General features: G+C 71.5%; 8 protein-coding genes and 1 pseudogene. 2 read left to right on the top strand and 7 right to left on the bottom strand.

Annotated features, from left to right (window positions below; translation table 11 throughout):
* A pseudogene (locus tag MFF56_RS13025) lies at nucleotides 1-285 on the bottom strand (Holliday junction branch migration DNA helicase RuvB); the annotation flags it as partial.
* Between the two features lie 100 nt (nucleotides 286-385).
* Entirely contained in the window at nucleotides 386-1,258 is an 873-nt protein-coding gene (gene murI, locus MFF56_RS13020) for a glutamate racemase (protein WP_066921436.1), read from the bottom strand.
* A 221-nt stretch (nucleotides 1,259-1,479) separates the two neighbouring features.
* Here murI and egtB point away from each other — a divergent pair, with 221 nt between their 5' ends.
* Both egtB and egtD read left to right on the top strand, forming a co-directional pair.
* The gene (gene egtB, locus MFF56_RS13015; protein ID WP_238230091.1) at nucleotides 1,480-2,751 is read left to right on the top strand and encodes an ergothioneine biosynthesis protein EgtB; all 1,272 of its coding nucleotides are present in this window, start codon (nucleotides 1,480-1,482) and stop codon (nucleotides 2,749-2,751) included.
* 125 nt (nucleotides 2,752-2,876) lie between these two features.
* A complete protein-coding gene (gene egtD / locus MFF56_RS13010; RefSeq protein WP_373324060.1) occupies nucleotides 2,877-3,851 on the top strand; it encodes an L-histidine N(alpha)-methyltransferase in 975 nt (324 codons plus the stop codon).
* Nucleotides 3,852-3,900: 49 nt separating this feature from the next.
* Here the strand turns inward: egtD and MFF56_RS13005 are convergent, their stop codons facing one another.
* From MFF56_RS13005 to edd, 5 genes are all read right to left on the bottom strand, one after another.
* Nucleotides 3,901-4,167 carry a hypothetical protein gene (locus MFF56_RS13005; RefSeq protein WP_066926350.1) on the bottom strand — a complete coding sequence of 89 codons (267 nt, stop codon included), beginning with the start codon at nucleotides 4,165-4,167 and terminating at the stop codon, nucleotides 3,901-3,903.
* A 107-nt stretch (nucleotides 4,168-4,274) separates the two neighbouring features.
* Nucleotides 4,275-6,761 (bottom strand): ATP-dependent Clp protease ATP-binding subunit ClpA, encoded by a 2,487-nt coding sequence (gene clpA / locus MFF56_RS13000; RefSeq protein WP_066926348.1) that lies wholly within the window; start codon nucleotides 6,759-6,761, stop codon nucleotides 4,275-4,277.
* 21 nt (nucleotides 6,762-6,782) lie between these two features.
* Nucleotides 6,783-7,118, bottom strand: coding sequence for an ATP-dependent Clp protease adapter ClpS (clpS, locus tag MFF56_RS12995; RefSeq protein ID WP_066926360.1), 336 nt, complete (start codon nucleotides 7,116-7,118; stop codon nucleotides 6,783-6,785).
* A 238-nt stretch (nucleotides 7,119-7,356) separates the two neighbouring features.
* On the bottom strand, nucleotides 7,357-7,974 hold the full coding sequence (eda, locus tag MFF56_RS12990) for a bifunctional 4-hydroxy-2-oxoglutarate aldolase/2-dehydro-3-deoxy-phosphogluconate aldolase (protein ID WP_066926358.1): 618 nt from the start codon (nucleotides 7,972-7,974) through the stop codon (nucleotides 7,357-7,359).
* Between the two features lie 178 nt (nucleotides 7,975-8,152).
* On the bottom strand, nucleotides 8,153-9,976 hold the full coding sequence (gene edd, locus MFF56_RS12985; protein WP_066926346.1) for a phosphogluconate dehydratase: 1,824 nt from the start codon (nucleotides 9,974-9,976) through the stop codon (nucleotides 8,153-8,155).
* Nucleotides 9,977-9,994: the final 18 nt, after the last annotated feature.

Here is a 9,994-nt window from a genome sequence, read left to right as displayed (position 1 = left end):
GGCGAGCGTGGTCTTGCCCAGCCCCGGCGGGCCGACGAACAGCACGTGGTCGAGGGCCTGGCCGGTCTTGCGCGCCGCCTCGATGAAGATCTGCATGTTGGCGCGTGCCGCCCGCTGGCCGACGAACTCGGCCAGCGACAGCGGACGGATGCTCTGGTCCTGGTCGTCCCCGCGCCGCTCCGGGCTGAGGATCGGGTTGCCGGCGGACGGGGGCGCAGGCGAGTCCGCCCGCGGCTTGGCGCCCGGCTTGGCGCCGGATTTGGCTGGGGCTCTCGGCTTTCTCATCGACCCTGCTCGCGGCCCCGCCCGGCTCCGCGCTGGACGCTCGCTCGGCCGCGGGGCCTGACTACGCGCGGATGGGCCGGCGGCTCAAGCGCTCTCGTCCTCAGGATTGCAGCGCGAGCGGCATCGCCTCGACGCCGAACTCAGTCACGCCGCGGGCGTCGAGCGAGGCGCGCAGGGCCGCGGCCGGGGACTGCCCGGTGAAGGCTGCGAGCACCGGGCCGGGCTCCGCTCCCGCGGGGCCCGCGCCGAGGAGCTGCGTCACCCGCCGGGCGATGGCGGGCGCCGGGTCGATCCAGCGCACCGGCCAGGGCGCGAGGCGCTCGAAGCGGGCGCGCAGCAGCGGGTAGTGCGTGCAGGCGAGGCAGACGACGTCGGTGCGCCGCCCGTCCTCGGCGGTGACGAAGCAGGGGGCGATCTCGGCGGCGAGGGCGGCGTCCGGCACCGGCGCGCCGGAAAGTTCGGCCTCGGCGTAGTTGGCGAGGTTCGGCGAGCCGACGAGCGCCACGCGGCAGGTGCCCGCGTAGGTCGCGATCAGGTCGCGGGTATAGGAGCGCGCCACCGTGCCGGGCGTCGCCAGCAGCGAGACGAGGCCCGTGCGGGTGGTCTCGGCGGCGGGCTTGATCGGCGGCACCACCCCGACGAAGGGCGTGGTGAAGCGCTGGCGCAGGGCCGGCAGCACCAGGGTCGAGGCGGTGTTGCAGGCGATGACCACGAGGTCCGGGTGGTGGACCGCGATCAGCCGCTCCATCACGGCGAGCACCCGGGCGACCAGCGCGGCCTCGCCGAGGCGTCCGTACGGGAAGGCGGCGTCGTCCGCGGCGTAGACGTAGCGCGCGTCCGGCCGGGCGCGGCGCACCTCTTCCAGCACCGTGAGGCCGCCGAGGCCGGAATCGAACACGAGGATGTGGGGCTCGACCGGCGCCCCGCGCGCCGCGACGGAGAGGCTCGCCCCGGCCATGAGATCGATCCGCATAGGTTCGCGATGCCCCGCGTTTGAGGAGCCCAGTCTCGACGCCGAGGGTTAAGGCGCCCTCACTGAGGCCGGAAAAAGGCTCCGCCGCGATCCGCCCCGACGGCCTGCGGCAGAATCGCCGCGCCCGCGTTGCCGGAGGCGCGCTTGGCCATATCTCCTCTCGCGACGCCGCCTCGGGAGCAGAGTGTTGTCCCGAGGCGCCGGTGAAGGAGAGGATTGCCATGGCAGCCACAGCGGCACCCCGCGCGGCCGTGCAGAGCGCGCCCCCGTCCGCGGCCTTCCCGCCCCCGCCCGTCACGGCGCGGCCCGTCGATCGCGCCGCCTGGCTCGCCGCCTACCGCCACGTGCGGGCCGAGACCGAGCAGCGGGCCGCGCCGCTCTCCCCGGAAGACCAGCAGATCCAGTCGATGGCCGATGCCAGCCCGACCAAGTGGCACCGGGCGCATACGACGTGGTTCTTCGAGCAGTTCCTGCTGCGCGAGCACCTGCCGGGTTACGCGATCCACGACGAGCGCTGGCACTACCTGTTCAATTCCTACTACGTCGCCGCCGGGCCCCGGCAGCCGCGCCTCGCCCGCGGGCTGATCACCCGGCCGAACGCCGAGGAGGTCGCGGCCTACCGGCGCCACGTCGATCGGGCCGTCGAGACCCTGCTGGCCCAGGCGGCGCCCGGCGCGCTCGAGGCGGTGCTGCCGATCCTCGAGATCGGGCTCTATCACGAGCAGCAGCACCAGGAGCTGATCCTCACCGACATCCTGCACGCCTTCGCGCAGAACCCGCTCGGCGCGGTCTACGACGCGGGCTGGCGCTTCCCGAAGGCGACCGCCCGCGCGGGCGCGGTGGAGCTTGCGCGGGCCGTCGCGCGGGTGGGCCACGAAGGGAGCGGCTTCTCCTTCGACAACGAGCACCCGCGCCACGACAGCCTGATCCTGCCCTGCGCGGTGGACCGGGCGCTCGTTACCTGCGGGCAATGGCAGGCCTTCATGCGGGGCGGCGGCTATTCCCGTCCCGACCTCTGGCTCTCGGACGGCTGGATCGCCGCGCAGGCCGAGGGCTGGGAGGCGCCGGGCTACTGGCGGCGGGAGGAGGACGGCTGGAGCGTGATGACGCTCGGCGGGCGCCGCCCGGTCGAGGCGGACCAGCCCGTCACCCACGTCAGCTACTACGAGGCCGACGCCTACGCCCGCTGGGCGGGCCGCGACCTGCCGACGGAGGCCGAGTGGGAGGTGGCCGCGCGCGAGCACGGCCTCGAGGACGCCTTCGGCCTCGTCTGGCAATGGACCCGCAGCCCCTACGTCGCCTATCCGGGCTACCGGCCGCTGCCGGGCGCGCTCGGGGAGTACAACGGCAAGTTCATGGCCAACCAGATGGTGCTGCGCGGCTCCTCGGTCGCCACGCCCGCGGGCCATGCCCGCCTGCCCTACCGGAACTTCTTCTACCCGCACCAGCGCTGGCAATTCACCGGCCTGCGGCTGGCCGACCAGCGCGGCTGACCCAAGGCCGATCCCAGAGCGGGCCGCCGCCGGATCGGCACCCGGCCTCAGTCCGTTCCCCTCGTCTCCTCGCGCGGCCGCCCGGCACCTCGCCGATGCGACCGCGCCAGCCCGGAGCCTGTCCCGTGACCATCAAGCCCGTTTTCGACAACGCGACGCCCGTCACCCAGGCCCCGGAGCCGAAAGGCTTCCTGGACGATGTGCTGCTGGGCTTCGCCCAGGCGCAGAAGACCCTGCCGGCCAAGTACTTCTACGACGACGCCGGCTCCGACCTGTTCGAGGCGATCACCCGTCTGCCCGAGTACTACCCGACCCGCACCGAGCTCGCGATCCTCGACGCGGCAGGATCGGAGATCGCCGCCGCCCTGCCCCGGGGCGCCGCGCTCGTCGAGTTCGGCAGCGGCTCGACCGTGAAGGTGCGCCGGCTCCTGCGCCACCTGCCCGACCTCGCGGCCTACCTGCCGGTCGACGTCTCGGCGAGCTTCCTGCGCGCGCAGGCCGAGGCGTTGCGCACGGACTTTCCCGCCCTGCGCGTCGAGCCGGTCGCGGCCGACTTCACCCGGCCCTTCTCGCTGCCGGCCGATCTCGGCGACGCGCCGCGGGCCGGGTTCTTCCCCGGCTCGACCATCGGCAATTTCGAGCCGGCGGAGGCGGCGCGCCTGCTCCGCCAGTTCGGTGCGATCCTGGGGACGGGCTCGGTGCTCGTCGTCGGCGTCGATCTGGTGAAGGACCACGCGGTGCTGGAGGCGGCCTACGACGATGCGGCCGGCGTCACGGCGGCCTTCAACCGCAACGTGCTGACGCGGATCAACCGGGAACTCGGCGGCACCTTCGACCTCGACGCCTTCGCGCACCGGGCCGTGTTCAACGACCAGGCCTCGCGCATCGAGATGCACCTCGTCGCCCGCGCCGCGCAGGACGTCGCCGTGGCTGGCCGCCCGGTCGCCTTCGCGGCGGGCGAGTCGATCCACACCGAGAACAGTTACAAGTACACGGTGGAAAGCTTCCGGGCGCTCGCCGCCTCGGCGGGCTGGGCACCGGTCCAGGTCTGGACCGACCCGCAGGCTCTGTTCTCGGTGCACGCGCTGCGGCTGGGCTAGCGCGACGTTCTACCCCTCCCCCGCAGAGGGGGGGGGGAGAGCTGCGCGCTCACCCCGAGCGCTTCTCCATCATCGCCTTGACCTGCATGAGCTGGTCCCAGACTTGGCCCGGCGAGGTGTTCATCATCTCGAAGCCGGCGGCGATGCCCCAGTAGATGCCGAAGCAGATCACCGGCACCAGCACCCAGGCCAGAACCTCCTCGCCGCGCTTGCGGCGCTGGCGTCGGCGGCGGCGCTGCTCGCGGGCGGTGAGCTTCTTCGGCGCCGGGGCGTAGGTGGTCTGCGCGAGGGGGCCCTCCTGCAGATCTTCGGTCATCGAGCCCCTCCCCGGTCGCGGCGGCACCTCAGCGCCGCCGCGCCTATACCCTCGCGGGCCCGTTCATGAAACCCTGACGCGCCGCGGACCGCGCGCCGGGCGGGACGTCAGGCCCGGACGAGCGGCACCTTGGGCACGGTGCGCACGCTCTTGCCGCCCGAGCCGCCGCCCTTGTCGTCCTTCGGCGGCTTCTTGCGGCTGGTCGAGCGGGGCTTGGCCCGCTTCTTCTTGGCCGCCGTCGTGGCCACGTCCTTCTCGGGCCTCGGCGTGACGGGGCCGGCCGGGAACTCGAAGCCGAGCGAGTCCTTGCCGCCGGCCTTGGCCTCCGCGTCCTCGGGCTTCCTCAGCACCACCTTCACGGCGCCGCCGTCCTTGAGGCGGCCGAACAGCACCTCGTCGGCGAGCGGCGTCTTGATGGTGGACTGGATCAGGCGGGCCATGGGGCGGGCGCCCATCGCGTCGTCGTAGCCGTTCTCCACCAGCCACTCCCGGGCCTCGTCCGAGAGCTCGATCGTGACGTTGCGGTCGGCGAGCTGCGCCTCGAGCTGGAGGACGAACTTGTCCACCACCTTGGCCACGACCTCCTTCGGCAGGTGGCCGAACGAGATGATCGCGTCGAGCCGGTTGCGGAATTCCGGCGCGAACAGGCGGTTGATCGCCTCGACGTCGTCGCCCGAGCGCTTGGACTGGGTGAAGCCGTAGGCCGACTTGGCGAGGTCCGAGGCGCCCGCGTTCGACGTCATGATGATGATGACGTTGCGGAAATCGACCTGCTTGCCGTTGTGGTCGGTCAGCTTCCCGTGGTCCATCACCTGCAGCAGGATGTTGAACAGGTCCGGATGCGCCTTCTCGATCTCGTCGAGCAGGAGGACGCAGTGGGGGTGCTGGTCGATCCCGTCGGTGAGCAATCCCCCCTGGTCGAAGCCGACATAGCCGGGCGGCGCGCCGATGAGGCGCGAGACCGTGTGCCGCTCCATGTACTCCGACATGTCGAAGCGCAGCATCTCGACGCCGAGCGACGCGGCGAGCTGCTTGGCGGCCTCCGTCTTGCCGACGCCGGTCGGGCCCGCGAACAGGTAGGAGCCGATCGGCTTGTCGGGATCACGCAGCCCCGCGCGGGCGAGCTTGATCGCCGAGGTCAGCGCCTCGATGGCGCCGGTCTGGCCGTAGACCACCCGCTTCAGGTTCTCGGTGAGGTTCTGCAGGACGACCGCGTCGTCCTTCGAGACGGTCTTCGGGGGGATGCGGGCCATCGTGGCGATGGTCGCCTCGATCTCCTTCACGCCGATGGTGCGCTTGCGGCGCGCTTCCGGCACCAGCATCTGCGAGGCGCCGGTCTCGTCGATCACGTCGATCGCCTTGTCGGGCAGCTTGCGGTCGTTGATGTAGCGGGCCGACAGCTCGACCGCCGCCTTCACGGCGTCGGTGGTGAACTTGAGCTTGTGGAACTCCTCGAAGTAGGGGCGCAGGCCCTTCACGATCTCGATCGTGTCGGGGATCGAGGGCTCGTTGACGTCGATCTTCTGGAAGCGGCGCACCAGGGCGCGGTCCTTCTCGAAGTACTGGCGGTACTCCTTGTAGGTGGTCGAGCCGATGCAGCGGAGCGCGCCGGAGGCGAGCGCGGGCTTCAGGAGGTTCGAGGCGTCCATCGCGCCGCCCGAGGTCGCACCGGCACCGATCACCGTGTGGATCTCGTCGATGAACATGATGGCGTTGGGGTGCGCCTCGATCTCCTTCATCACCTGCTTGAGGCGCTCCTCGAAGTCGCCGCGGTAGCGGGTGCCGGCCAAGAGCGTGCCCATGTCGAGGGAGAAGACGGTCGCGTCGGCGAGCACCTCCGGCACCTCGTGCTGGATGATCTTGCGGGCGAGCCCCTCCGCGATCGCGGTCTTGCCCACGCCCGGATCGCCCACCAGCAGCGGATTGTTCTTCTGGCGGCGGCAGAGCACCTGGATCGTGCGCTCGACCTCGGCGTGGCGGCCGATCAGCGGGTCGATCTTGCCGTCGCGGGCCTTCTTGTTGAGGTTGACGCAGTAGGCGTCGAGCGCGTCGCCCTTCTTCTTGGTGCCGCGGGCCTCGCCGTCGTCGCCGCTCGGCCGCTCGGAGGAGCCCTCCTCCTCGGAGCCGCGCACGGGCTTGGCCTCCGATGCGCCAGGGCGCTTGGCGATGCCGTGGCTGATGTAGTTGACCGCGTCGTAGCGGGTCATGTCCTGCTCCTGCAGGAAGTAGGCGGCGTGGCTCTCGCGCTCGGCGAAGATCGCCACCAGCACGTTGGCCCCCGTCACCTCCTCGCGCCCCGAGGACTGCACGTGGATCACCGCGCGCTGGATCACCCGCTGGAAGCCGGCCGTGGGCTTGGCGTCCTGGCGGCCGTCACCGGTGAGGTTCGAGAGCTCGGTATCGACGTACTCGACGAGGCTGCGCTTGAGCGTGTCGATCTCGACGTTGCAGGCCCGCATGACGGCGGCGGCGTCCTGGTCGTCGGTGAGCGCCAGCAGCAGGTGCTCCAGCGTCGCATATTCGTGGCGGCGCTCGCCGGCGAGCGCCAGGGCGCGGTGGAGGGCTTGTTCTAGGCTGCGTGAGAAGCTGGGCAAAGCTGGCCTCTGTGTGGGTGCCTATTTCTTTTCCATAACGCACTGAAGAGGATGTTGGTGCTTGCGCGCAAAGTCCATGACCTGCGTCACCTTGGTCTCGGCGACCTCGTAGGTGAACACCCCGCACTCGCCGACCCCGTTCTGATGCACGTGCATCATGATCTGGTAGGCGTCCTCGTGCGATTTGTTGAAGAACCGCTCCACCACGAGGACCACGAACTCCATGGGAGTATAGTCGTCGTTGAGGAGCAGAACCCGGTAGAGGCTCGGTCGTTTGGTGCGCGTCCGGGTGCGGGTGATGATGGCCGTGTTCGAGCGGTCGTCGTTGCCGCCGGTCCCGCCGGGACCGGTGGCCATCGCCGTCGTTGGGGCCGGAACGCGGCCGGTCACGGCGTGCGCCGTACCCGGCATCGGGACCTGAATCATCTCTCTCGAACCGAACCCTGAGCGGCAGCCTGTCCGCGCCCCGTGTGGGACGCGGCGCACCCGACACGGTGCACAGGCCCAATCTACAGATCGATAGGCGACTTCGCCAGTCGCCTGCGCGAAACTGTCCTGGCCGAGCGCCCCGCCCGCGGCGGGAGAGAGGGAGCGTTCAGCCCGCCCGCAGCCCGGAGGCCGCCTCCGCGGCCGCCCGGATCGCCGCCGTGTCCGGTGCGCCGGGCTTCACCACCCAACTGCCGCCGACGCAGAGCACCGCCGGCTCGGCGAGCCATTGCGGTGCGCTGGCCGCGGTGATGCCGCCCGTAGGGCAGAAGCGCACCTGCCCGAACGGGGCGGAGAGCGCCTTGAGGGCCTTCAGGCCGCCCGCGGCCTCGGCGGGGAAGAACTTGAACCGGTCGAGCCCGTGGTCGAGCCCGCGCATGATGTCGGCGGCGTTGGCCACGCCCGGCAGGTAGGGCACGCCGTTGGCCTTGGCGGCGTCGGTCAGCGGGTCGGTGAGCCCCGGCGAGACGATGAACTCGGCCCCGGCTGCCAGCGCCGCGTCGAGGTCGCGCGGGTTCAGCACCGTGCCGGCGCCGACCACCGCGCCCTCGACCGTCGCCATGGCGCGGATGACGTCGAGCGCGGCGGGCGTGCGTAGGGTGACCTCGAGGGCGGTCAGCCCGCCGGCCACGAGGGCCTCGGCGATCGGGACCGCGTGGGCCGCGTCCTCGATCACCAAGACCGGGATGACGGCGACGGAGCGCATCAGCGCGTCGATGCTGGTCAGGTCGTTCACGGCGTCACCTCCTGTGGTCATGGTTTCGAAAGGTCCGAGACCTTTCGCGGGTGCAGGGTGGAACCCTGCATTTGGCCTCTCCGTCCCGGCGGAGCCGGGTCGGAGAGGCCAATCCCGGGGCTGCGCGCCCCGGGACCCCGCCAAAGGGTCACGACCCTTTGGGATCCCCCTACAGGCCCGCGGCGGCGAGCATCGCCGAGGCGCCCTGCTCGGCGCCGTCCGCACCGTGGCGCATGAAGGCGAACAGTTCGCGGCCCGTGCCCGCTTCCGGCGGCGGCACCGGGGCGGGCTCGCGGGCGGCGAGTTCCGACGCGTCCACCATCACCTCCAGCAGACCCTCCTCGGCGCTGAGCCGCACGATGTCGCCGTCGCGGATCCGGCCGATCAGCCCGCCGGCGAGCGCCTCCGGCGTCAGGTGGATCGCGGCCGGCACCTTGCCGGATGCCCCCGACATGCGCCCGTCGGTGACCAGCGCGACCTTGTGGCCGCGATCCTGGAGCACGCCCAGCGGCGGGGTCAGCTTGTGCAGCTCCGGCATGCCGTTGGCCTGCGGGCCCTGGAAGCGGACCACCACCACCACGTCGCCCTCCAGTTCGCCCGCCTTGAACGCCCGGATCACCGCGTCCTGGTCGGAGAACACCCGGGCCGGGGCCTGGATCGTGCGGCGCTCCGGCTCGACCGCGCTGGTCTTGAAGGTGGCTCGGCCGAGATTGCCCTTGACCAGCCGCATGCCGCCGTCCGGCTGGAACGGTTCGGCCGGGCGGCGCAGCATGGCGGGATCGAGGCTCTCGGGCACCGCGTCCTCGAAGACGAGGTCGTCGCCGTCGAGCCTCGGGTCGCGGGCGTGGTCGCGCAGGGAGCCGCCCGCCACCGTCAGGATGTCGTCGTGCAGGAGCCCCGCATCGATGAGAGCCGCGATCACGAAGCTCATGCCGCCGGCCGCGTGGAAGTGGTTCACGTCGCCCGAGCCGTTCGGGTAGACCCGCGCGATCAGCGGCACGGCGGCCGAGAGCCGGTCGAAATCCTCCCAGTCGAGCACGATGCCGGCCGCGCGCGCCATGGCCGGCAGGTGGATCGCGTGGTTCGTCGAGCCGCCGGTGGCGAGCAGGCCCACTACCGCGTTCACGATCGCCTTCTCGTCGATGCACAGGCCCAGCGGCCGGTAATCGTTGCCGTCCGCGCCGATCTCGGTGAGCCGGTGGATCGCCGCCCGCGTCACCGCCTGGCGCAGCTTCGTGCCCGGGTTGATGAAGGAGGCGCCCGGCATGTGCAGGCCCATCACGTCCATCATCATCTGGTTCGAGTTGGCCGTGCCGTAAAAGGTGCAGGTGCCCGCCCCGTGATACGAGGCGGACTCGGATTCGAGCAGCTCCTCGCGGCCGACCTTGCCCTCCGCGTAGAGCTGGCGGATGCGCTGCTTCTCCTTGTTGGCCAGCCCCGAGGGCATGGGACCGGCCGGGATCAGGATCGTCGGCAGGTGGCCGAAGCGGAGCGCCCCCATGATCAGGCCCGGCACGATCTTGTCGCAGATGCCGAGGAGCGCCGCGCCGTCGAACATGCCGTGGCTGAGGGCCACCGCCGTCGAGAGCGCGATCGTGTCGCGCGAGAACAGCGACATCTCCATGCCGCGCTGCCCCTGCGTGACCCCGTCGCACATGGCCGGCGTGCCGCCCGCGACCTGGGCTGTCGCGCCGCGCTCACGGGCGAAGACCTTGATCTGGTCCGGATAGCGCCCGTAGGGCTGGTGGGCCGAGAGCATGTCGTTGAAGGCGGTGACGATGCCGATGTTCATCGACCGGCCCGCCCGGATCGCCGCCTTGTCCTCGCCGGATGCCGCGAAGCCGTGGGCGAGGTTGCCGCAGGCGAGCTTCGGCCGGTGCACGCCGGCCTCGCGCTCCCGCTCGATCAGGTCGAGGTAGCGCCGCCGGCTGGCCCGCGAGCGCTCGACCACGCGGGCCGTGACCGCCGCGACCTCGGGATGGATCTCCGCCATGGGTTCTCCTCGCCGTCC

This window comes from Methylobacterium hispanicum, assembly GCF_022179285.1.
GTDB lineage: Bacteria > Pseudomonadota > Alphaproteobacteria > Rhizobiales > Beijerinckiaceae > Methylobacterium > Methylobacterium hispanicum.
The sequence above is the reverse complement of the archived record's forward strand: the minus strand, read 5'-3'. Positions and strand labels throughout refer to the sequence as shown.

Coding starts and splice junctions, on each gene's coding strand:
- murI (WP_066921436.1), bottom strand. CDS start 1,258: ATGCGGATCGATCTCATGGCCGGGGCGAGCCTCTCCGTCGCGGCGCGC.
- egtB (WP_238230091.1), top strand. CDS start 1,480: ATGGCAGCCACAGCGGCACCCCGCGCGGCCGTGCAGAGCGCGCCCCCG.
- MFF56_RS13005 (WP_066926350.1), bottom strand. CDS start 4,167: ATGACCGAAGATCTGCAGGAGGGCCCCCTCGCGCAGACCACCTACGCC.
- clpS (WP_066926360.1), bottom strand. CDS start 7,118: ATGGCCACCGGTCCCGGCGGGACCGGCGGCAACGACGACCGCTCGAAC.
- edd (WP_066926346.1), bottom strand. CDS start 9,976: ATGGCGGAGATCCATCCCGAGGTCGCGGCGGTCACGGCCCGCGTGGTC.